Raw genomic sequence first — 20,825 nt, 5'->3', positions numbered from 1 at the left:
TAATTTGATCGAGTATCAGGAACACTACATGATCGCTTGCCTGCGGCTGTTCACTGCCCTCTGCCTCGCTGCCTTGCTGGCGGCCTGCGCCAGCTCGCCCTCCTCCAGCCTTGGCGACCTTCCACGGACTCCGGATGCCAGTATCGAGCAACTGCTCGAGCAGGCTTCCCAGAGCAAAGACCCGGAAAAAGCTGCGCTGTTACGCTTGAGCGCCGCCGACCTGGCCTATCGCCAGGGTAACGCTGGCCAATCGGCGCAAATCCTCCAGCAAGTACCGGTGGAACAACTCAAGCCTGGACAGCAGGTGTTCGCCAGCACGCTGGCCGCAGAACTGGCGATGGTGCGCAATCAGCCCAAGGCAGCGCTGACTGCATTGAGCCATCCGAGCCTGCAGCGCCTGAGCGAACTGCCGGTCGAGCAACAGGTGCGTACCGGTACCGTGCATGCCCGCGCGCTTGAAGCCGACGGACAAGCGTTGGCGGCTGCACGGGAGCGCATTTTCATTGCGCCCATGCTCGAAGGCGAAGCCGCCGGCAAGAACCATGAAGCGATCTGGACCCTGATCGCTTCGCTGCCAACCGACCAACTGCAGCCCACCTCCACCGATGACCTCGGTGGCTGGATGAGCCTGGCGCTGGCCGTGAAGACGGCGGGCACCCTGGAGCAACAGCAGGCCGCGATCGACAACTGGCGCGCCCAGAACCCCAAGCATCCGGCAGCCATCCAGTTGCCAATCCCCCTGACCAAGCTCAAGGAACTGGCCAGCCAGCCCCTGGGCAAGATCGGCCTGCTGTTGCCACAGGACGGCCCGCTGGCCGCTGTCGGCAAGGCGCTGCGCGAAGGCTTCATGGCCGCGCACTACCAGGCACAGCAAGCCGGTCAGAATCCGCCGGCCATCGAGTTCTATGACAGCTCGCGCCTGACCTCCATGGACGAGTTCTATCGCAAGGCCCAGGCCGACGGCGTGCAACTGGTCGTGGGGCCACTGGAAAAGCCACTGGTCAAACAACTCAGCACTCGCCCGCAACTGCCGATCACTACCCTGGCCCTGAACTACAGTGAAGGCACCCAGGGTCCGGCCCAACTGTTCCAGTTTGGGCTTGCCGCCGAAGACGAAGCCCGGGAAGTCTCCCGCCGCGCTCGCGCCGACGGCCTGACCCGCGCCGCCATCATGGTACCCAAAGGTGAATGGGGCGACCGTGTACTGCGAGCGTTCAGCCAGGATTGGCAAGCCAACGGCGGCAGCATCGTCGCCACCGAACGCGTTGACCAGCCGGTGCAACTGGCCCAGCAGATTGCCGACATGTTCCAGCTGCGTCAGAGCGAAGGTCGTGCCAAGAGCCTGCAAACCACGATAGGTTCGCAGGTCGCCGCCCAGCCTTCGCGTCGCCAGGACATCGAGTTCATCTTCCTGGCGGCAACTCCGCAGCAAGCCCAGCAGATCAAGCCGACCCTGAACTTCCAGTACGCGGGTGACGTGCCGGTCTACGCCACGTCCCACGTGTACAGTGCCAGCGGTGATGTGAACCAGTACAACGATATGAATGGCGTGCGGTTCTGCGAAACCCCATGGTTGCTGGACGTCAACGATCCGCTGCGCAAACAGGTTACCGCCCAATGGCCACAAGCCGCCGGCAGCCTGGGACGCCTGTATGCGATGGGCGCCGATGCCTACCGCCTGGCACCTCGCCTGGGGCAGCTCAAGGCTTTGCCGGACAGCCGCATCGAGGGTGAGTCGGGCAGCCTGGGCATGACCCAGAACCAGCGCGTCGAACGTCAGTTGCCGTGGGCGCAGTTCGTCAATGGCCAGGTCCAGCGCCTGCCGGACACCTCGCGCTGATGCCCGAGAGGACACGCCGACAAAGCGGTCAGGATGCCGAGCGCAATGCGCTCGAGCATCTGCAACAACAGGGTCTGCGCCTGCTGGCGCAGAACTGGTTATGCAAACGCGGCGAGCTTGATCTGGTCATGCTCGATGGCGATACAGTAGTATTCGTTGAAGTCCGCTACAGAAAAAACACTCAATGGGGTGGCGCGCTCGATAGCATCGATGAGCGCAAACGGCAGAAGCTGATTTTTGCCGCGCAGTATTTTCTTCAGCGCGAGTCGCGCTGGGCCAATTCCCCTTGCCGTTTCGACGTGATTGCCATCGACAGCAATCTCGATCAGTTGAACTGGTTGCAAAATGCCTTCGACAGCTGATCGACTGCGCGCTGAACCGGACACTTCCACCCAACACTTTTGCTCTTTGCTTTGCGGGCTGCACATTCCTGTGCCAGGTAGCCGCGCTAATTAAGGTCACACAGATGGACATGCAATCCCGAATTCGCCAGCTTTTTCAGGCCAGTATCGACACCAAGCAAATGGCGATGGACGTACTTGCACCGCACATCGAGCAAGCCAGCCAGGTGATGGTCAACGCCCTGCTCAACGAGGGCAAGATGCTGTCCTGCGGCAACGGCGGCTCTGCTGGTGACGCCCAGCATTTTTCCTCGGAGCTGCTCAACCGCTTCGAACGCGAGCGCCCCAGCCTGCCAGCCATTGCGCTGACCACCGACAGCTCGACGATCACCTCGATCGCCAACGACTACAGCTATAACGAAATCTTCTCCAAGCAGATCCGCGCCCTGGGCCAACCAGGCGACGTATTGCTGGCAATTTCGACCAGTGGCAACTCGGCCAATATTATTCAAGCGATCCAGGCCGCACATGATCGCGAAATGATTGTCGTAGCAATGACGGGCCGCGACGGTGGTGGCATGGCATCACTGCTTTTGCCCGAGGACGTCGAGATCCGCGTCCCGGCCAACGTCACTGCACGTATTCAGGAAGTCCACCTGCTGGCGATCCATTGCCTCTGCGACTTGATCGACAGCCAACTGTTCGGGAGTGAAGAATGACCCCTAATCGCCTAGGCCTGATGGCCCTGACACTATGCCTCGGTATCAGCGGCTGCACTTCGGTGGTTAACGCCAGCCGTGAGGCGCCGATTGATGATGACCGCGGGACCCGCACCTTCGGCAGCAAGATCGATGACACCCTGATCGAAACCAAGGTCGGCGTGAACATCGCCAAGGCCGACCCCGCCCTGGACAACGATTCGCACATCGTAGTCACCAGCTTCAACGGCGTGGTATTGCTGGCCGGGCAAACGCCTACCGCAGACCTGAAGGCCAAGGCCGAACAGGCCGCCTCTTCGGTCCAGCGCGTGAAGACGGTGCATAACGAACTGCAGGTACTGCCACCTTCAGGCTTCCTCGCTCGCCAGAACGACACCTGGCTGACCTCCAAGATCAAGACCCAGATGCTGACCGATGCGAGCATTCCGGGCTCGCGCATCAAGGTTGTCACCGAGAATGGCATCGTCTACCTGCTGGGCCTGCTGACCAAGCAGGAAGCGGCCCAGGCGACCAATCTGGTGCAAGGCGTGTCTGGCGTGCAGAAGATTGTCAAGTTGTTCGAGTACATCGATTGATGCGCCACGATCTGTAAGAGCTGTCGAGTGAAACGAGGCTGCGATCTTTTGATCTTTGGAAAAATCAAAATCAAAAGATCGCAGCCTTCGGCAGCTCCTAAGGGTTTGAAGGTGGTGAAGCAATAAAAAAGGCGATCCATCCGGATCGCCTTTTTTATTACTTCACCACCTTCAAACTCGGCCTTCCGCTTGGTCGCGGCGGCTCGCTGTCGGGCGGCGGAACATCGTCATCCGGCTCGATCTCTTCCTCGTCTTCCATAGGCGATTCCAGATCAAACACCATGCCCTGACCGTTCTCCCGAGCATAAATGCCCAGGATCGATGCGATAGGCACGTACAGGGTGTGCGGCACGCCACCGAAGCGCCCTTCGAAGCTGACCGCTTCGTTGTCCATGTGCAAATGCCGCACGGCTGCCGGCGATACGTTCAGGACAATCTGCCCTTCACTGGCAAAACCCTGAGGCACCTGCACCGACGGGTACTCGGAATTGACCAGCATGTGCGGGGTGCAATCGTTATCTACAATCCACTCATAGAGCGCGCGGACCAGATAAGGTCGACTGGAGTTCATAGCGGCTCCTTAAGCCTTAGCGCATATCGCGTTCGACACCAGACAGACTTGCCTGGAAAGCCTCACGCGCAAACGAGCGCTCCATATAATCAAGCAGCGGCTTCGCAGGCCGCGGCAATTCAATACCCAGAATCGGCAAGCGCCAGAGTATTGGTAATAGGCAGCAATCCACCAGACTTTGTTCCTCACTGAGGAAAAACGGCTTGTCCGCGAACAACGGCGACACGCCTGTCAGGCTCTCGCGCAGCTCCTTGCGGGCCACGACGCGGGCTGCTTCCTTGGTCCGCGAATCCAGAATCAGATCCACCAGGCCACACCAGTCACGCTGGATACGATGGATCAGCAGACGGCTGTTGGCACGCGCCACGGGATAAACCGGCAGTAGCGGCGGGTGCGGGTAACGCTCATCCAGATATTCCATCACTACGGTCGATTCCCACAACGCCAGGTCACGATCAACCAGGGTGGGCAAACTCCCGTAAGGGTTCACTTCGATCAGTTTAGGCGGCTGGCGACCAGCTTCCACATAAATGATCTCGGCGCTGACACCCTTCTCTGCGAGTACGATGCGTACCCGGTGGGAATAGTGGTCGGCGGGGTCGGAGTAACAGGCCAACCGATTGGTCACGCCCATGGCGGTCCTCCTCGCTTGTTGAAATTTCGAAAGCGGAAAAAACGAGCGCGCCCAGAGGGCGCCTCTCCGTAACCTCTGGATAACCAGATACGTTACATCTTCAGAGACGCCCTTGGGCGCGCGCGATTAACAGCAATTGCTTGAAACGTTATCAGTGCACGTCTTTCCAGTATTCGCGCTTGAGCAGGTAAGCGAATACGAAGAAGAACGCCAGGTACAGCAATACGTACGTACCGATGCGCTGATGTTGCAGCTTAACCGGGTTAGCCGAGTAAGCGAGGAAGGTTACCAGATTCTTGACCTTCTCATCGAACTGCTCTTCAGTCAGCGCCCCACTTTTCGGCACGATGGTCAGTTGATCACAGGCTTCATGCGTCAGCGGCGTACCCGTCAGAGGGTCATATTGCTTCTTGCCGTCCTCGACGATCTGCACCTGCTTGCAGCCGACAACCTGGCGACCTTGCAGGCCGACCAGCACGTTAGGCATGCCGACGTTCGGGAAGACCTTGTTGTTGACGCCCCAAGGGCGCGCAGGATCTTCGTAGAACGACTTCAGGTAACCATACAGCCAGTCGGTGCCACGCACGCGGGCGACCAGGGTCAGGTCGGGCGGTGCCGCACCGAACCAGGTCTTGGCATCTGCCGGTTGCATGCCGATGCTCATGTGGTCGCCGATCTTGGCACCCGTGAACACCAGGTTCGAGAGCATCAGGTCGTGCGGGATACCCAGGTCGTCGGCAACTCGCTCGTAACGCTGAAACTTGGCGCTGTGGCAACCCATGCAGTAGTTGGCGAACGTACGCGCGCCGTCTTGCAAGGCAGCCTTGTCGGAAACGTCGATGTCGACCTTTTCCAGCTCTGGACCGCCGTGCTCAGCGGCAAAGGACAGCACAGGCAATGCAGCAAGAATCAGTACAGCAAATAGCTTTTTCATCAGCCAGTCACCCTATCCGGAACCGGTTTGGTCTTCTCGAGCCTGGTGTAGAAAGGCATCAGAATGAAGTAGGCGAAGTACAGGAAGGTACACACCTGCGACAGCAAGGTACGGCCCGGAGTCGGAGCCAGGACACCGAGGATGCCCAGGATCACGAACGACACGCAGAACAACACCAGCCAGATCTTGCTCAGCCAGCCCTTGTAGCGCATTGACTTGACCGGACTGCGATCCAGCCACGGCAGTACGAACAGCACCGCGATGGCCGCACCCATGGCAATTACGCCCAGGAGCTTGTCTGGAACCGCGCGCAAGATCGCGTAGAACGGAGTGAAGTACCAGACCGGAGCAATGTGCTCTGGGGTCTTGAAGGCGTTGGCCACTTCAAAGTTCGGCTTCTCCAGGAAGTAGCCGCCCATTTCCGGGAAGAAGAATACAATCGAGCAGAAGATGAACAGGAACACCACCACGCCGACGATATCTTTCACGGTGTAGTACGGGTGGAAGGCAATGCCGTCCAGCGGTACGCCGTTTTCGTCTTTGTGTTTCTTGATGTCCACGCCGTCCGGGTTGTTCGACCCGACTTCGTGCAGCGCCAGGACGTGCAGCACCACCAGACCGAGAATCACGATCGGCAAGGCCACGACGTGTAGCGCAAAGAAGCGGTTCAGGGTGATGCCGGAAATCAGGTAGTCACCACGGATCCACTGGGTCAGGTCGTCACCGATGACCGGGATCGCACCGAACAGCGAGATGATCACCTGGGCACCCCAGTAGGACATCTGGCCCCAAGGCAGCAGGTAGCCCATGAAGGCCTCAGCCATCAGCGCCAGGTAAATCAGCATGCCGAAGACCCACACCAGCTCCCGCGGCTTCTGATACGAACCGTAGAGCAAGCCACGGAACATGTGCAGGTAGACCACGATGAAGAACATCGAGGCACCCACCGCGTGCAACAGACGCAGGATGGAGCCGTACTCGACGTCACGCATGATGTATTCGACGGAGGCAAAGGCTTCTTCCGCCGACGGGGTGTAGCTCATGGTCAGCCAGACACCGGTGACGATCTGGTTGACCAGAACGAGCAGTGCGAGGGAGCCAAAGAAATAGAAGAAGTTGAAGTTCTTCGGAGCGTAATACTTGCTGAGATGGTCTTCCCACATTTTAGTGGCAGGAAAGCGCGCATCCACCCAATCCATGAACTTGCTCATCACGCGTTCTCCGTATCGACGCCGACGACAATGATCTCGTCGGTCTCATAGGAATGCGGGGGAACTGGCAGGTTCAAAGGCGCAGGTTGCGACTTGTAGACGCGGCCAGCCAGGTCGTAGTGGGAACCGTGGCAAGGGCAGAAATAACCACCTACCCAATCCTTGCCCAGATCTGCGGGAGCCACTTCCGGACGGAAAGTCGGCGAGCAACCCAGGTGCGTGCAGATTCCGATCAGCAGCAGTACCTCTGGCTTGATCGAACGCGTTTCCGGGTCGACATAGGTCGGTTGTGTCGAGTTCTTGGAGGTCGGGTCAGACAACTGGCCCTCGATCTTCTTCAGATTCCCCAGGATTTCCTCGGTACGGCGGACGATGAACACCGGCTGACCGCGCCACTCAGCAATCATCTGCTGACCTGGTTCGATTTTGCTGACATTCACTTTCACCGGTGCACCTGCGGCTTTCGCCTTGGCACTGGGAAACCATGACCCCACGAACGGGACCGCAGCCCCCACCGCTCCTGCAGCACCCACCACGGATGTGGCTGCTACCAAGAAGCGACGCCGGCCTGCATTCACGCCGTCATTGCTCATTCAGTCCTCTCCCATCAGCTTTGTGGCCTGTTAAATCAGGCATCTACTAAGTAAATCTATGTACTTATAAAAATTTTGCCGAATGGTAATGAAAAGCCCCAATTCTGACAAGGTAATTACCCAAGAGCTCCACTGCCAAGCCTTGCAGTATAGGGCCTCTGCGGCTGTGGCAAGTTGTCACAGAGCAATTCTTTGATAAATCGCACCCATAAAAAAACGCCCAGCTCCGTGAGGAACTGGGCGTTCTTTTTTGAACGTGGAAGCGAATTAACGCTTCGAGTACTGCGGACGCTTACGCGCTTTACGCAGACCCACTTTCTTACGTTCAACTTCACGAGCATCGCGAGTCACGAAGCCAGCTTTGCGCAGAGCGCCACGCAGGGTTTCGTCGTACTGCATCAGAGCGCGAGTGATACCGTGGCGGATTGCGCCAGCTTGACCACTTACACCACCGCCGATCACGGTGACGTAGATGTCGAACTTCTCGACAGTCTCAGTCAATTCCAGCGGCTGACGAACTACCATGCGGGCAGTTTCGCGGCCGAAGAAATTATCCAGCGAACGGTTGTTGATGGAGATGTTACCAGTACCCGGACGCAGGAAAACGCGTGCGGTTGCGGTCTTGCGACGGCCAGTGCCGTAATTTTGAGTCGCCGACATAATGAACTATTCCGTTAAAACTTCAGTTCTTGGGGCTGCTGAGCAGTATGAGGGTGTACAGCGCCCGCATAGACTTTCAGCTTACGATACATGTCGCGACCCAGCGGGTTCTTAGGCAGCATGCCTTTGACCGCGGTCTCGATCACGCGCTCAGGGGCTTTAGCAATCAGCTTTTCAAAGTTGATCGACTTGATGCCGCCCGGGAAACCGGAGTGGGAGTAGTAGATTTTGTCGGTGGTTTTAGCACCGGTTACACGAATCTGCTCGGCGTTGATAACGACGATGTAGTCGCCGGTGTCAACGTGAGGAGTGTACTCAGCTTTATGCTTGCCACGCAGACGGCTCGCGATTTCGGTGGCCAGACGACCCAGGGTCTGACCTGCAGCGTCGACGACAAACCAGTCGCGCTGTACTGTTTCCGGTTTAGCAGTAAAAGTTTTCATTCTTTATAGCCTCAGGGGCCGCCCTGTAAATTAGACGGCGGATCTTACTGAATAGTGCGTACTTTGACAAGTCAAAGGCAGCCGGATACAGACGCTTTCGGGGGCTCGGGTCGGCGCGTCCGTTCAACGGCAAGATTCTTCGGCGGCGGCGCATCACTTCCACTGCAGAAAGAGGTGCGCAATTATGCAGATTGCGAAAAATATTTCAACCTGCTTTTATGATTGTTTTGCCCAAGGAGCACCCGATGGACTATCGACAGCTAGGCCGGACCCATCTGAACGTAAGCGCAATCTGCCTCGGAACCATGACCTGGGGCGAGCAAAACAGCGAGGCTGAAGCCTTCGCACAGATCGAACGGGCCAAAGGCGCTGGGATCAATTTTATCGACACCGCGGAGATGTACCCGGTGCCACCCAAAGCCGAAACCTACGCCACCACCGAGCGCTACATAGGGAATTACTTCAAAAGCCGCGGCGATCGCGCCGACTGGATCCTGGCCAGCAAGATCGCCGGCCCCGGCAATACGATCGACTACATCCGCGACAAGAACCTGCGGCACAACCGCCAGCACATCACCGAAGCCGTAGATGCGAGCCTCAAGCGCCTGCAGACCGACTACATCGATCTTTACCAACTGCACTGGCCGGAGCGCAGCACCAACTTCTTCGGCCAGCTGGGCTACAAGCACCAGACCGAAGCCAACCTCACTCCCTTGGAAGACACCCTCGAAGCGCTGGACGAGCAGGTCCGGGCCGGCAAGATCCGCCACATTGGCCTGTCCAATGAAACCCCGTGGGGCACCATGCGCTTCCTGGCGCTGGCCGAAGCCCGTGGCTGGCCGCGCGCCGTGTCGATCCAGAACCCCTACAACCTGCTCAACCGCAGTTTCGAGGTCGGCCTGGCGGAAATCGCCATCCGCGAACAATGCGGCCTGCTCGCCTATTCGCCGCTGGCGTTCGGTTTCCTGTCCGGCAAGTACGAAGGTGGCGCCCGCCCGCCAAAAGGCCGCCTGAGCCTCTACAGCCGCTTCAGCCGCTATTTCAACCCGCAGTCCGAGGCGGCCTGCAGCCGATACGTGGCATTGGCCCGTGAGCACGGCCTGGACCCTGCGCAAATGGCACTGGCGTTCGTCAACCAACAGCCGTTCGTGACCAGCAACATCATTGGTGCCACAACCCTGGAGCAGCTGGAGAGCAACATCGCCAGCTTCGAGCTGAAGCTGTCGGATGAAGTGCTTGAGGGGATTGAGGCGATACACAAGGATCACCCGAATCCTGCACCTTGATTAATCCTTGAAACCAATCGCGGGCAAGCCACGCTCCCACAGGTTCGGTTATTCCTGTGGGAGCGTGGCTTGCCCGCGATGGCGGCCTGACAGTCACCGCAACATCAAAGCGACCGGGCAATGATCTCCTTCATGATCTCGTTGGTCCCGGCATAAATGCGCTGCACTCGCGCATCCGCCCACGCCCGGGCCACCGGGTATTCCCACATGAACCCGTAGCCGCCATGCAACTGCACGCACTCATCGAGCACCTTGCACTGCAGGTCGGTACCCCAATATTTGGCCATCGCCGCCGTCGGCACATCCAGCTTGCCCTGCAAGTGCAATTCCAGGCAGCGATCAACGAAGACCCGGCCAATCTGAATTTCAGTGGCCATTTCCGCCAGCTTGAACCGAGTGTTCTGGAAGTCCGCAATGGCCTTGCCGAATGCCTTGCGCTCACGGGTGTAGTCGAGCGTCCACTGCAGCGCCGCTTCAGCCGAGGCCAGGCCGCCGATAGCCACCGTGAGCCGCTCCTGGGGTAATTCCTGCATCAGATAGGCAAAACCCATCCCTGCTTGCCCCAGCAGGTTTTCCTTGGGCACGCGCACGTCCTGAAAGAACAGCTCCGAAGTGTCCTGGGCCTTCATGCCGACTTTCTCCAGACGCTTGCCCTTGTCGAAGCCAGGCGTATCGGCCTCCACCAGAAACAGACTGGTGCCCTTCGCGCCGGCTTTCGGATCGGTCTTGGCCACGACAATCACCAGGTCAGCCAGAAAGCCGTTGGTGATGAAAGTCTTGGAGCCGTTGATCACATACTCGTCGCCATCCAGCACCGCAGTGGTCTTTACCCCCTGCAAGTCGGAGCCAGCCCCTGGCTCGGTCATGGCAATCGCCGTGACCATTTCCCCAGAGACCAGTTTCGGCAGGTATTTGTGCTTCAACGCCTCGCTGCCGTAGTGCAGGATATATGGCGCAACAATGTCCGAATGGAGAGAAAAACCGATACCGGTCAGCCCGAGTCGACCCACTTCTTCGATCACCACCGCGCTGTATAGGAAGTCCGCCCCCAGCCCGCCATATTCTTCCGGCAGATGCGAGCACAGCATCCCCGCCTCCCCCGCCTTGTTCCAGAGTTTACGGTCGATGTAGCCCTGTTTCTCCCATTGCGCATGAAACGGTACCGCCTCCTTATCGAGGAACGATCGAACGCTGTCGCGAAAGAGTTCGTGCTCGGAACTGAACAAGGTTCTGGGGATCATGCGGCACCTGTCGTTATTGTTGGAAGGATGGGGCCTTCAGAGACTATGCCTCGGCTTCGATACAGGACACTGGACACATCAGACAAAAAATAAGACGATCCAGCCGTCTGGTGACCACTTTCCCTTATAAAAATAAAGTTGAATTATGTCCAACCAAGCCTCCACGCCTTTACGGCGCGTCAGCATCCTGGCTATCGACCGGGTTTTCGCTTCCACCCTCATGCAAGCCAAGGATTTCTTCCACCTTGCCAGCCTGCGCTATGGCAAACAGCTCGGCCACGGTCTCGTGCCGGCCTTCGAGACTCGTCTGGTCAGCCCGGATGGCAAGCCAGTGAACAGCTTCAGTGATGTCATCATGCCGGTGGACGGCGGCCTGGAAAACGCCGACATCATCGTCCTGCCGGCGTTCTGGGACGACTTCGAGACGCTTTGCCAGCGCTACCCGCAAGTCCTGCCGTGGCTACGCCAGCAACACGCCCGCGGCGCCGTGCTGTGCGGCGAGGCGACCGGCGTATTCTGGCTCGCCGAAGCCGGGCTGCTCGACGGCAAGGAAGCCACGACCTACTGGCGCTTCTTCAACGCCTTCGCCGAACGCTTCCCCAAGGTCCAGCTCAATCAGGACAAGCACCTGACCGACGCCGACAACCTGTACTGCGCCGGCGGCACCACCTCAGCCTGCGACCTGTACATTTATCTGATCGAACGCTTCTGCGGCGCCAACGTGTCGCAAGCCGTGGCCCGCGACATCCTTTATGAAGTGCAGCGCAGCTACTCCCCCGGCCGCATCGGCTTCGGCGGACAAAAATTGCATCAGGACGTAATCATCCTGCAGATCCAGCACTGGCTCGAAGAACACTTCGCCGACAAATTCCGCTTCGAAGACGTCGCCCGCGAACACGGCATGAGCATCCGTAACTTCATGCGCCGCTTCCAGACCGCCACCGGCGACAAACCACTGCACTACCTGCAACGCCTGCGCATTGAAACCGCCAAGGGCCTGCTGTCCGGCAGCCGCAAAAGCATCAAGACCATCAGTTATGAGGTGGGCTACGACGATGCAAGCTTCTTCGCCCGCCTGTTTCGCCAACATACGGATCTGTCACCGAATCAGTATCGGCAGCAGTTTCAGCAGGCAGCGTAGCCCCGAGAAAAATACAAGACCTGTGGGAGCTGGCTTGCCAGCGATAGCGATTTGTCAGCGCAATGAATATTGCCTGACACGACGCCATCGCGGGCACGCTCGCTCCCACAGGGATTGCAGTGCCTTCGCTTTTTTCTTCAGCACAAATCAAAAAGGGCCTGCAATTGCAGGCCCTTTTTATAAGCTGAAGATCTGTTTAAGGCTTATGCGCCCTGGACAGGAATTCATGGGACTGCATTTCCAGCAGGCGGCTGAGGGTGCGCTGGAACTCGAAGTTCAGGCGACCGCCGGTGTAGAGGTCTTTGAGCTCGACTTCGGCGGAGATGATCAGCTTCACGTTACGGTCGTAGAATTCGTCGACCATGTTGATGAAGCGCCGGGCGATGTCGTCGGTGGTGACGCTCATCTGCTCGACGCCGCTGAGCAATACCGCGTGGAAGATCTTGCCCAGTTCGATGTAGTCGTTCTGGCTGCGCGGGCCGTCGCAGAGTTCGCGGAAGTCAAACCAGGCCACGTCGTCACAGGTGCGCAAGGCGCGGATTTCGCGATTTTCGATCATCAGCACGTCGTTCTCGACTGCTGCGGTGCATTCCGGCGTCAGGGCGCGGAAGCTCTTGCGCAGGCTTTCGTGTGACGCCTCGTTCAGCGGGAAGTGGAACAGCTCCGCTTGCTCGAGGTGGCGCAGGCGATAATCGACGCCGCTGTCGACGTTGACGATCTCGGTGTTCTGCTTGATCAGCGCGATGGCCGGCAGGAAACGCGCACGCTGCAGGCCGTCCTTGTACAGGCCGTCAGGCACGATGTTCGAGGTCGCGACCAGGGTCACGCCATTCTTGAACAACTCTTCCATCAGCGTGCCAAGGATCATGGCGTCGGTGATGTCGGAGACGAAGAACTCATCGAAACAGATCACCCGGGACTCGTCCGAGAAACGCTTGGCGATGATGGTCAGCGGGTTTTTTTCGCCGCCCAGTGTCTTCATTTCTTCGTGCACGCGCTTCATGAAGCGGTGGAAGTGGGTGCGGGTCTTTTCCTTGAACGGCAGCGCTTCGAAGAAGGTGTCGACCAGGTAAGTCTTGCCGCGACCTACGCCGCCCCAGAAATACAGCCCCTTGATCGGGGTCTGGTCTTTCTTGCCGAACAGTTTCCCGAGAAAACCGGGTTTGTTCTGCGAGGCCGCCACCAGATCGTCGTACAGGCGCTGCAAATGACGTACGGCAGTTTCCTGCGCGGCATCATGAAAGAATTCCGGGCGTTTCAGATCAGCTTGATATCGTTCTAGGGGCGTCATAATTCGTTAGCAAGGCAACAAAAACGGGCCGTCACTGTAGCGACGGCCCGTCGGAATGGCAATCAGCCCTTGGTCGGACCGAGCCGTCGATTTATTCCTGAACCGGAGTCAGCGCGATCCGCAACGCATCAATGCCGGCATCGCGAGCGGCGCTGTCAGCGAACGTGGCGCTGTCGGCCACACACTCGCCTTCGAGCCAGACGTTGAAGCTCAAGTCTTCGCTACGCACGTCCAGAGCCTGGCCCGCTTGCAACTGTTTGGTCACCTGACCTGCGGTTTTACCGTCAGCAAAGTTGCGCGACAGCAGCAACTGCTCACCATCAGCCGCCAGCAGGCGGAATCGGAAGCTGCCGTCGTCTTCGCGGAAGCTGACGAAGCGCGCGGCCTTGGTGGCTTTCTTTTTCGTGGTGGCAGCCACTTGAGTCTGGGCGACGAACGAGCGCAGACCGACCGCTTCACGCAGCTCGTTGAGGAACGGCGTGGCCACGGCACGGGCCTTCTTGGCGCCGATCTGCAGCATGTCTTCCAGGTCTGCCGGGCGTTCGATCAGTTGATGATAACGCTCGCGGGATTCACCCAGTTCGCTGTCGAGCAGCTGGAACAGACGGTTCTTCGCCTCGCCCCAACCCAGGCCCTGCAGCAGCTCACTGCGGAATTCGTCGGACTGCGCCGGGGTAGCGAAGGCCTGGAACAGCGTGAACAGGTGCGAGTTGTCCGGATCTTTCGCTTCGCCCGGTGCTCGGGAGTCGGTCACGATGCGCGAGATCGCGTCCTTCATTTCCTTGGCGCTGCTGAACAACGGGATGGTGTTGTCGTAGCTCTTCGACATCTTGCGACCGTCGAGGCCTGGCAACGTGGCGACGCTTTCTTCGATCAGCGCCTCGGGCATGGTGAAGAATTCCTTGCCCTGGCCAAACAGGTGGTTGAAGCGCTGGCCGATGTCCCGGGCCATTTCCACGTGCTGAATCTGGTCACGACCCACCGGCACCTTGTGCGCGTTGAACATCAGGATGTCCGCGGCCATCAGCACCGGGTAGCTGTACAAGCCCATGGTGATGCCGGCATCCGGGTCTTCACCGCTCTCGACGTTCTTGTCCACCGAGGCCTTGTAGGCGTGCGCACGGTTGAGCAGGCCCTTGGCGGCGACGCAGGTCAGCAGCCAGGTCAGCTCGGGGATTTCCGGGATGTCGGACTGGCGATAGAAGGTCACGCGCTCTACATCCAGGCCACCGGCCAGCCAGGTTGCGGCAATTTCCAGACGCGAGCGCTGGATGCGCAGCGGGTCATCGCATTTGATCAGGGCGTGGTAGTCGGCCAGGAAATAGAACGAATCGGCATTGCTGTCACGGCTGGCGAGGATCGCCGGACGGATGGCGCCGGCGTAGTTGCCCAGGTGTGGCGTGCCGGTGGTGGTGATGCCGGTGAGGATACGGGTACGAGTCGTCATGGGTTATCGCTTGTCAGACTGCAATCAATTCGAGAGACGCGGCAGGATCAGATCCTTGAGATCGGTCAGCTTGCCATGAAAAAAGTGTCCGCATTCTGCCACTTTCAGCAGCTCATGGGGACGCTGGAGTTTCCCGGACCAGTCGTAGACCAGTTGCGGATCGATGACTTCGTCGGTTTCCGGCTGGATCAGCGTCAGTTCGCCCTGCAGCGGCACCTGATCCTGATCCCCCAGGCGCATGACGGCCGGCGCTACCATGAACAGATGCTTGAGCTGTTCACCCTGGGCTTCCAGGCGCCCGCCGAGACTTGCTGCAACAAAACCACCAAAGGAGAAACCCAGCAGCGTCAGAGGTAGATCAGGATGTTTCGACCGCAACCAGGCAGCGGCGGCCTGGGCATCATCGACCTCGCCGGTCCCCATGTCATGGGAGCCGGCGCTGGCGCCTACGCCCCGGTAATTGAAGCGCAGGGTCACCAAACCGGCGTCGCGGGCCGTGCGCTGCAGGGTCGAGACCACTTTGTTGAGCATGGTGCCGCCCTGCACCGGGTTCGGATGGCAGATCAGCGCAATGCCGCGCGGCTGCTCATTTTCCAGGTACAAACTTTCCAGTTCACCGACTGGGCCATCAATCACTACAGGGGTTTCGCGCATAAGCAAGGAAGGAACTCCGTGACCTCGAATCGGGTCGACTCGTCTAGCAATTTGTCTGTGCCAATCTATCTGCGAGAGAATCGCGGTATACAGCGCAGGTTCGAGCCGTTAACGTAAAGCAAAGCCGTTTATAGAGGAAGGACTCGTGGAACACTCGCTCTTAGTTTGGTTGTTGCCGACTCTTGCCCTGGTTGTGGGTGTCGCCATTGGTTTCCTGATCGCTCGCCTGGTGCCGAATGCCGCGCCTAACAGCACGCAACGTCAGCTGGATGATATTCAGGAACGTTTCGACAGTTATCAGAACGAGGTGGTCACCCACTTCAACAGCACCGCGACCCTGGTCAAGAAAATGACCCAGAGTTACCAGGAAGTGCAGGATCATCTCGCCGATGGCGCAAACCGTCTTGCCCTGGATGAGCAGACTCGCCAACGCTTGCTCGCCGCCCTGCATGCCGATTCAGCCCAGGCGCCTCGTGAGCGCCTGACGCCGCCGCGCAACCAGGAGCCGCCTCGCGATTACGCGCCCAAAGCGCCAAACGCACCGGGCATGCTCGATGAGCATTACGGCCTGAAGAAGTAATCAGGTTTCGCGCAACATGAAAAAGCCCCCGGATGAGTGATTGTCCGGGGGCTTTTTTCACACCTGATATTCAGCCAGGCGCTTATGGGTACTGCTGAACAGTACCTTGCTGCTGACCACCATATTGCTGGCCCGGAATCGCCTTCAGGTTGACCTCAACCCGACGGTTCTGCGCCCGACCATTGACGTCAGCGTTGCTGGCTACCGGGTTATCCGGACCGGCGCCACGGGCTGTGAGGTTGGCACTGCTGACGCCCTGGGACGTCAGGTAGGTCGCCACGCTCTGGGCGCGCCGCTGGGACAGGTCCATGTTGTGCTGGCGACTGCCGGTGCTGTCGGTGTAGCCGACGATTTCGATCTGGTTCTGGTTGAACTCCTTCAGCGAGCCTGCAAGGTTGTTCAACGGCTGATAGAAGCTCGAGGCGATATTCGCCGAATCGGTGGCGAACGTGATGTTACCCGGCATGATCAGCTTGATCTGATCACCCTGGCGCTGCACCTCCACGCCGGTGTTGGCCATGCTGGCGCGCAGCTTCTTCTCCTGCTGATCAGCGTAGTACCCGTAACCGGCAGCGGAAGCACCTACCACTGCGGCGCCGATCAGCGCGCCCTTGCCACGATTGTTATGGTCGATGGCGGCGCCCGCAAGCGCCCCGGCCAGAGCGCCGAGGCCGCCGTACTTGGCGGTTTTGCTCATGCCCTGGGAACCGCTATCGGCCTGACCCTGGTTGTCATACGGGTTCGGCGAAGCGCAGCCAGACAGCAGCGCGATGGCAGTAGCGGCAATAATCAGACGAGGCGTGGTGAACATGAAGAGCTCCTACTTTTTGCATTCTGTGGTGCAACGGACTTAAGCATTGAACCTTTGCCGGCGTTGGATCATTTTGCGCGATAAAAATTCCATCAAGCAGACATCAGGCGCGCACGAACGGGTTTTCACGCATTTCGTCACCCAGTCGCGTGTCCGGTCCATGCCCGGTGACCACGGTCGCCTCTTCATCGAGGGTATACAGGCGCTGCTTGATCGACCGCACGATAGCGGCCTGATCCCCGCCCCATAAATCCGTGCGCCCTACCCCGCGACGAAACAGGGTGTCACCGGCGATGAGCAGCTTAGCGTCAGCAAACCAGAAACTCATAGAGCCGGGTGTGTGACCGGGTGTGTGCAATGCCACGCCACAGCCGCAAGCCAGTTCTTCATCGTCGGCCAACCAGCGATCTGGCGGGGGCACCGGCGTGTAAGGCACGCCGAACATCTGGCATTGCATCTCCAGGTTGTCCCAGAGGAACTGGTCCTCCTTGTGCAGATGCAGGGTCGCCCCGGTTTTCTCTTTCATCTGACCGGAAGCCAGGAAGTGATCCAGGTGTGCGTGGGTGTGGATGATGCTCACCACCTTGAGCCCGAGGGCGTCGAGTCGCGCCATGATCAGCTCAGGGTTGCCACCGGGATCGACGACGATGGCCTTTTTCGTAATCGGATCGCCGATGATCGTGCAGTTGCACTGCAACGGGCCGACGGGGAAGGTCTCGCGGATGAGCGTGGGGCTGGCAGCGACCATGGTGGTTCCTGAAAAGAATGGATGGCCTATTCTGGCACAGGCTGGCGGGCCCGACAGCGTCACCCCAATACACCCAACTCCTTCGCCCGCGCCACCGCCTGAGTCCTGCGCTCTACCCCCAGCTTGCTGTTGATATGACTGGCATGCGTCTTCACCGTATGCAGCGAAATAAACAGCTGATCACTGATCTCCTGATTCGAGCACCCTTGGGCAATGAGCTTCAGGACGGCCAGTTCTCGGGCACTCAGTTGCTCGCAGGTGTGGGATGGCTCCGAGGCAATGCGCGGTGGTATGGCGGGCAGATGCTCTGCCAGGGCGGCGCAAACCGCGGTCCTGGCGTTGTGCTGAAGTTGTTCGCGCAACCAGGCCGGATGTTTGCTCAGCAAGCCGTCGAAAGGTTGCACCACGCCACCCATCGCAGCATCAAGGGCCTGAGTGAGGCTTTGCCGGGCGTCAGGTTCGCGGTTGCTGGCCAGTAGCAGCTCGGTCTTCTGGGTCAGCACCATGACGCTGAGCATCTGACGCCCGGTTTGCTGGCCGTTTTCCAGCAATGCGTTCAACCGCCCCTCGGCCAGCATCAACTGGCCCTGGATGACCTCCAGCAAAGCCTGCTGCAATTCGATATGCAAGGGCAGTTGCGGATGAAATTCCGGCGGCGCAGCGGGGTTTTCGCCGTTGTAGGTCTGGCTCAGACGCGCCAGCCAGGCTTCGGCCAGGTCGGTGCGGCCCTGGGCCAGCCACAGCTCGCATTTGACCAGGGTAATCATCGCCAGGTAATAAATCGGCGGCACGTCCCAGATATGCATCAGGCGCTCGGCTTCGGCGAGTTCGGCGAATGCCTTGGAAAACCCGCCGCTGCTGCCTTCGATTCGGGCAATCACGCAATGGCCGATCAGTACGCTGATATCCCGGCAGGCTCGTGCTTCGCTGAGGCCAGCCTGCAGTCGAATGCGCGCAGCCTGTGGCTGCAGGCGCATGGCCAACAGAAATCCTTCGTATAACGTCAGGCGTGCACGAACAGCATAGAGTCGTTGCGGCGACAGCCCTTGCAGGCGTTGCAGGCCCTGGCGCACTTCATCCAGTGCCCGCAGGATTTCCCCGCGGGCCTGGAGCACTCGGGCACGGTCGTAATGCGCCAGCGCCTCGAACAATGGATTACCCACCCGCTGTGCCAGCTCCAGGGAATCGCGGTTCAACCCGCGTGCACGCCACAGGTCGCCGTCGGCGATGGCCAGGTTGGACAAGGTCGACAGGCACATCAAGCGTTGGCCATAGCGCTTGGAAGGCAGGCTCTCCAGGGCTTCAGTGCAATACAGCAGGGTCAGTTCACGGTTGCCCCGTCCGCGGGCGATGATCCCGCTCAGGGCCAGCCACTGCGCCAGCATGGACTTTTGCGCCGTGGCCGAAGGGGCCGGCAGGAAGCGGCTCAGATGACTGGCCAGTTCTTCGGCAGCGTCGAGTTGGCAGGCCAGCCCCAGAGCCCAGCTGTACAGCACGATCAGGCGCGGCGTGCTGATCAGCAGGCTGTCGGGCAAGTCCATCTTCCAGCGCAGCAACATGCCGACGTTCTGTTCGGCCAGCAGCTGCTCTTCGGACAGGTTCTGCACCAGGTTCGCTGCGACGTCCAGGTGACCGGCGCGCAACGCCTGTTCCACCGCTTCATCGAGTAGCCCCTGGGCGTTGAACCAGCGGCATGCGCGCAGGTGCAGGCTCGCTGCCGGCACGATGGCCTGGGCGGTCGGGCGGGTGCGCAGCAGATCGGAAAACAAATGGTGATAACGATACCAGCGGCCCTGCTCGTCCAGGGGCACCAGGAACACCTGGTGAGCCAGCAGGAAGCGCAGGATCTCTGCGCTGTCGTGAGCCTCGCGAACGGCGTCGCACAGTTCGCTGCAGAAACGCTCCTGGGGGGCGGTGTCGTAGAGGAAGGCCTGCACTTCGGCGGGCAGGCAATCGATGACTTCTTCAAGCAGGTAATCGCGGATCAGCCCTTCCCCACCATGCAGGGACTGAGGCAATGCACCTTCACTGCCCACTTCGGAGGCGGCCAGCAGCCAGAAACGCAGGCCAGCGACCCAGCCTTCGCTGCGCTCTATGAGGTTTTCCAGGGCTTCGCCGCGCAGTGAGGTGCTGTGGCGATCGAGCAGGCTCTGGGCTTCGTCGTGAGTCAGGCGCAAGTCCTGCTCGTGCAGTTCGAGCAATTGCCGGGACAGGCGCAGGCGCGCCAGATGCCAGTCCGGGCGCTGGCGGCTGGTCACCATCACCAGCAGGCCGTCAGGCAGATGATTGAGGAAAAATTGCAGGCAACGGTCGAGCACCGGCCCCTGGGCCAGGTGGTAGTCATCGAGCACCAGCAACAGTGGAGCCGTTGGCAGCAAGTGCACGGCCAGCTCATCGAGCAAGCCGTCCAGCCACTCCTCGAAAGCAAATGGCTGATGGCGCTGGCGCATTTTCAGCAGGCCAAGGGACTGGCTGCCAAGCTTGGGATAAAAATCCTGGAGGCCTTCGAGCAGCCGCTCAAGAAAACGCCCAGGGTCGCTGTCACGCGGACTCAGGCCCAGCCACAGACTCTGCCAGTGCGCGGGCAGACCTTGACAGAATTCCACGGCCAGGGAGCTCTTGCCGAACCCTGCCGGGGCGCTGACCAGCAACAGCCTGCCGCCAAGCCCGGCACTCAGTCGCTCGCACAGGCGCGGCCGCAGCACGTGGCCATCAGGCAGCGGCGGGCGAAAAAAACGTCCGTCCAGTGCCGCGACGGCAACGCTTGCAGGGCCCGGGATGGGGGACAGATCAGTCATGGCCGGCTCTTGTTTGATGGCGGGTGGCGGCGTTGCAGATGTCCGCAGACTAGCGGTAAACGAAGAGGTAATGAAGGTTATTGCTACAAATGGCTACAAAAAGGCCATCAAGCTCTACGCCCGAATGCATGCAGGCCCGTAGGAGCGAGCTCGCTCGCGATGGTCGTTAACGATGACGTGGGTTGCCTGACTCCCCGCGGAGCCCTCAGGTTCATCGCGAGCAAGCTCGCTCCTACAGGAGCGATAGGCAAAAAAAAACGCCCCGAACCAGTCGGGGCGTTTTCAGAGGGTGCGGCCTCTGCTCAGT

At 59.5% G+C, this 20,825-nt stretch carries 21 protein-coding genes and 1 pseudogene; 8 read left to right on the top strand and 14 right to left on the bottom strand.

From position 1 onward, the window contains the following. Positions 1–28: 28 nt before the first annotated feature. From IMW75_RS00460 to IMW75_RS00445, 4 genes are all read left to right on the top strand, one after another. Positions 29–1,840 carry a penicillin-binding protein activator gene (locus IMW75_RS00460; RefSeq protein WP_045059280.1) on the top strand — a complete coding sequence of 604 codons (1,812 nt, stop codon included), beginning with the start codon at positions 29–31 and terminating at the stop codon, positions 1,838–1,840. Beyond that, the gene (locus tag IMW75_RS00455) at positions 1,840–2,202 is read left to right on the top strand and encodes a YraN family protein (RefSeq protein WP_205891605.1); all 363 of its coding nucleotides are present in this window, start codon (positions 1,840–1,842) and stop codon (positions 2,200–2,202) included. Before IMW75_RS00460 ends, IMW75_RS00455 begins: the two co-directional genes overlap by 1 nt. Positions 2,203–2,306: 104 nt before the next feature. Beyond that, the gene (locus tag IMW75_RS00450) at positions 2,307–2,900 is read left to right on the top strand and encodes a phosphoheptose isomerase (protein ID WP_045059278.1); all 594 of its coding nucleotides are present in this window, start codon (positions 2,307–2,309) and stop codon (positions 2,898–2,900) included. Then, the gene (locus IMW75_RS00445; protein WP_045059277.1) at positions 2,897–3,475 is read left to right on the top strand and encodes a BON domain-containing protein; all 579 of its coding nucleotides are present in this window, start codon (positions 2,897–2,899) and stop codon (positions 3,473–3,475) included. The genes IMW75_RS00450 and IMW75_RS00445 overlap by 4 nt, the downstream gene beginning before the upstream one ends. Positions 3,476–3,632: 157 nt before the next feature. Here IMW75_RS00445 and IMW75_RS00440 read toward each other — a convergent pair whose 3' ends face one another. The 7 genes from IMW75_RS00440 to rplM all read right to left on the bottom strand — a co-directional run bounded on the left by IMW75_RS00440 (position 3,633) and on the right by rplM (position 8,521). After that, positions 3,633–4,046: a ClpXP protease specificity-enhancing factor gene (locus tag IMW75_RS00440; RefSeq protein ID WP_045059276.1), complete on the bottom strand. Its 414-nt coding sequence runs from the start codon at positions 4,044–4,046 to the stop codon at positions 3,633–3,635. A 16-nt stretch (positions 4,047–4,062) separates the two neighbouring features. Further along, complete coding sequence (locus IMW75_RS00435) at positions 4,063–4,680, bottom strand: glutathione S-transferase N-terminal domain-containing protein (RefSeq protein WP_007905304.1); 618 nt, start codon at positions 4,678–4,680, stop codon at positions 4,063–4,065. Positions 4,681–4,831: 151 nt separating this feature from the next. Beyond that, positions 4,832–5,614 carry a cytochrome c1 gene (locus IMW75_RS00430; protein WP_045059275.1) on the bottom strand — a complete coding sequence of 261 codons (783 nt, stop codon included), beginning with the start codon at positions 5,612–5,614 and terminating at the stop codon, positions 4,832–4,834. After that, a complete protein-coding gene (locus IMW75_RS00425; protein WP_045059274.1) occupies positions 5,614–6,825 on the bottom strand; it encodes a cytochrome b in 1,212 nt (403 codons plus the stop codon). Before IMW75_RS00425 ends, IMW75_RS00430 begins: the two co-directional genes overlap by 1 nt. Then, positions 6,825–7,418 (bottom strand): ubiquinol-cytochrome c reductase iron-sulfur subunit, encoded by a 594-nt coding sequence (gene petA, locus IMW75_RS00420; protein WP_045059273.1) that lies wholly within the window; start codon positions 7,416–7,418, stop codon positions 6,825–6,827. The genes IMW75_RS00425 and petA overlap by 1 nt, the downstream gene beginning before the upstream one ends. A gap of 267 nt (positions 7,419–7,685) precedes the next feature. Continuing rightward, a complete protein-coding gene (gene rpsI, locus IMW75_RS00415; protein ID WP_002555064.1) occupies positions 7,686–8,078 on the bottom strand; it encodes a 30S ribosomal protein S9 in 393 nt (130 codons plus the stop codon). Positions 8,079–8,092: 14 nt separating this feature from the next. After that, positions 8,093–8,521: a 50S ribosomal protein L13 gene (gene rplM, locus IMW75_RS00410; protein WP_007905295.1), complete on the bottom strand. Its 429-nt coding sequence runs from the start codon at positions 8,519–8,521 to the stop codon at positions 8,093–8,095. Positions 8,522–8,766: 245 nt separating this feature from the next. On the opposite strand from rplM, the gene IMW75_RS00405 reads away from it, so the two are divergent. After that, positions 8,767–9,807, top strand: a complete 1,041-nt coding sequence (locus tag IMW75_RS00405) for an NADP(H)-dependent aldo-keto reductase (protein WP_205891604.1) — start codon at positions 8,767–8,769, stop codon at positions 9,805–9,807. A 104-nt stretch (positions 9,808–9,911) separates the two neighbouring features. On the opposite strand, the gene IMW75_RS00400 is transcribed toward IMW75_RS00405, so the two are convergent. Further along, positions 9,912–11,048, bottom strand: coding sequence for an acyl-CoA dehydrogenase family protein (locus IMW75_RS00400; protein ID WP_045059271.1), 1,137 nt, complete (start codon positions 11,046–11,048; stop codon positions 9,912–9,914). A 220-nt stretch (positions 11,049–11,268) separates the two neighbouring features. Between IMW75_RS00400 and IMW75_RS00395 the strand changes: the two genes are divergently transcribed. Continuing rightward, the gene (locus tag IMW75_RS00395) at positions 11,269–12,189 is read left to right on the top strand and encodes a GlxA family transcriptional regulator (RefSeq protein ID WP_177328543.1); all 921 of its coding nucleotides are present in this window, start codon (positions 11,269–11,271) and stop codon (positions 12,187–12,189) included. Positions 12,190–12,385: 196 nt separating this feature from the next. On the opposite strand, the gene zapE is transcribed toward IMW75_RS00395, so the two are convergent. The 3 genes from zapE to IMW75_RS00380 all read right to left on the bottom strand — a co-directional run bounded on the left by zapE (position 12,386) and on the right by IMW75_RS00380 (position 15,581). Further along, complete coding sequence (gene zapE / locus IMW75_RS00390) at positions 12,386–13,480, bottom strand: cell division protein ZapE (RefSeq protein WP_045059269.1); 1,095 nt, start codon at positions 13,478–13,480, stop codon at positions 12,386–12,388. 91 nt (positions 13,481–13,571) lie between these two features. After that, positions 13,572–14,927 (bottom strand): tryptophan--tRNA ligase, encoded by a 1,356-nt coding sequence (locus tag IMW75_RS00385; protein WP_205891603.1) that lies wholly within the window; start codon positions 14,925–14,927, stop codon positions 13,572–13,574. Positions 14,928–14,951: 24 nt separating this feature from the next. Next, positions 14,952–15,581: an alpha/beta hydrolase gene (locus IMW75_RS00380; RefSeq protein WP_045059267.1), complete on the bottom strand. Its 630-nt coding sequence runs from the start codon at positions 15,579–15,581 to the stop codon at positions 14,952–14,954. 145 nt (positions 15,582–15,726) lie between these two features. On the opposite strand from IMW75_RS00380, the gene IMW75_RS00375 reads away from it, so the two are divergent. Continuing rightward, on the top strand, positions 15,727–16,161 hold the full coding sequence (locus IMW75_RS00375) for a Z-ring associated ZapG family protein (protein WP_045059266.1): 435 nt from the start codon (positions 15,727–15,729) through the stop codon (positions 16,159–16,161). Between the two features lie 82 nt (positions 16,162–16,243). On the opposite strand, the gene IMW75_RS00370 is transcribed toward IMW75_RS00375, so the two are convergent. From IMW75_RS00370 to IMW75_RS00360, 3 genes are all read right to left on the bottom strand, one after another. Continuing rightward, complete coding sequence (locus IMW75_RS00370) at positions 16,244–16,972, bottom strand: YiaD family glycine zipper/OmpA-like lipoprotein (protein ID WP_045059265.1); 729 nt, start codon at positions 16,970–16,972, stop codon at positions 16,244–16,246. Positions 16,973–17,075: 103 nt separating this feature from the next. After that, complete coding sequence (locus IMW75_RS00365) at positions 17,076–17,720, bottom strand: MBL fold metallo-hydrolase (RefSeq protein WP_045059264.1); 645 nt, start codon at positions 17,718–17,720, stop codon at positions 17,076–17,078. Between the two features lie 59 nt (positions 17,721–17,779). Next, positions 17,780–20,518, bottom strand: a complete 2,739-nt coding sequence (locus IMW75_RS00360; RefSeq protein ID WP_205891602.1) for a winged helix-turn-helix domain-containing protein — start codon at positions 20,516–20,518, stop codon at positions 17,780–17,782. 159 nt (positions 20,519–20,677) lie between these two features. Here IMW75_RS00360 and IMW75_RS26810 point away from each other — a divergent pair. Further along, positions 20,678–20,755, top strand: a pseudogene (locus IMW75_RS26810) (outer membrane lipoprotein carrier protein LolA); the annotation flags it as partial. Positions 20,756–20,825 lie beyond the last annotated feature (70 nt).

The sequence above is a fragment of the Pseudomonas gregormendelii genome (assembly GCF_017114825.1).
GTDB classification, from domain to species: Bacteria; Pseudomonadota; Gammaproteobacteria; order Pseudomonadales; family Pseudomonadaceae; genus Aquipseudomonas; species Aquipseudomonas gregormendelii.
This window is presented reverse-complemented; position numbering and strand designations above follow the sequence as displayed.